We start from the raw sequence: 522 nt of genomic DNA on the forward strand, positions 1-522 counted from the left end.
ATGCGGCCCTTGATGCGAACGGGAACTTCGCAAATGGCCGGCAACGGGTTGGCGGGGTTCTTCTCATGCATAAGGACGACTTCAGTGCTGATGGGATCAGCGTCGATGGCCTTGAGGGAATTGCCGATCTTTTCCTCTGCGTAGCTGCGGAGGGCGTCGGTGATGGCAATCTTGCGTCCCGTCACTGTAATGCTAATAGCGTCCACCTCTTTAATCGTGGCGAATAAAAAACAGCATTCCGAAAGGCGCCGGGCACAAGGACGGCTTGCTGCATTTGGAATGCGAAGATGCGGCAAGCACGGTCATCTGCGGCCCCTCTCGTTTAGCTGCATGAATAGAATAACGCAAATCGGCGAAATGGAGAAAGGTTTAGTGAAATGACCAGAAACAGATTTCTGACTCGTAACGCAGATTTCGCAGATGAGCGCGGGCAGGCGGGCGATATGGAGATAAATCAAGGACTTTAGTTCAATGGAGTAAAAAGAGCGTTACAATTATTTGTTATTTATTCGCATGGGTTTC

General features: G+C 50.4%; 1 protein-coding gene. It reads right to left on the reverse strand.

Features of this window, described 5'->3' with window-relative positions:
- The coding region (locus tag C2L80_RS13625) for an HPF/RaiA family ribosome-associated protein (protein WP_338049485.1) at nt 1–206 on the reverse strand (206 nt) is incomplete at its 3' end.
- Nucleotides 207–522 lie beyond the last annotated feature (316 nt).

The organism is Rubneribacter badeniensis (genome assembly GCF_002899695.1).
Taxonomy (GTDB): Bacteria; Actinomycetota; Coriobacteriia; order Coriobacteriales; family Eggerthellaceae; genus Rubneribacter; species Rubneribacter badeniensis.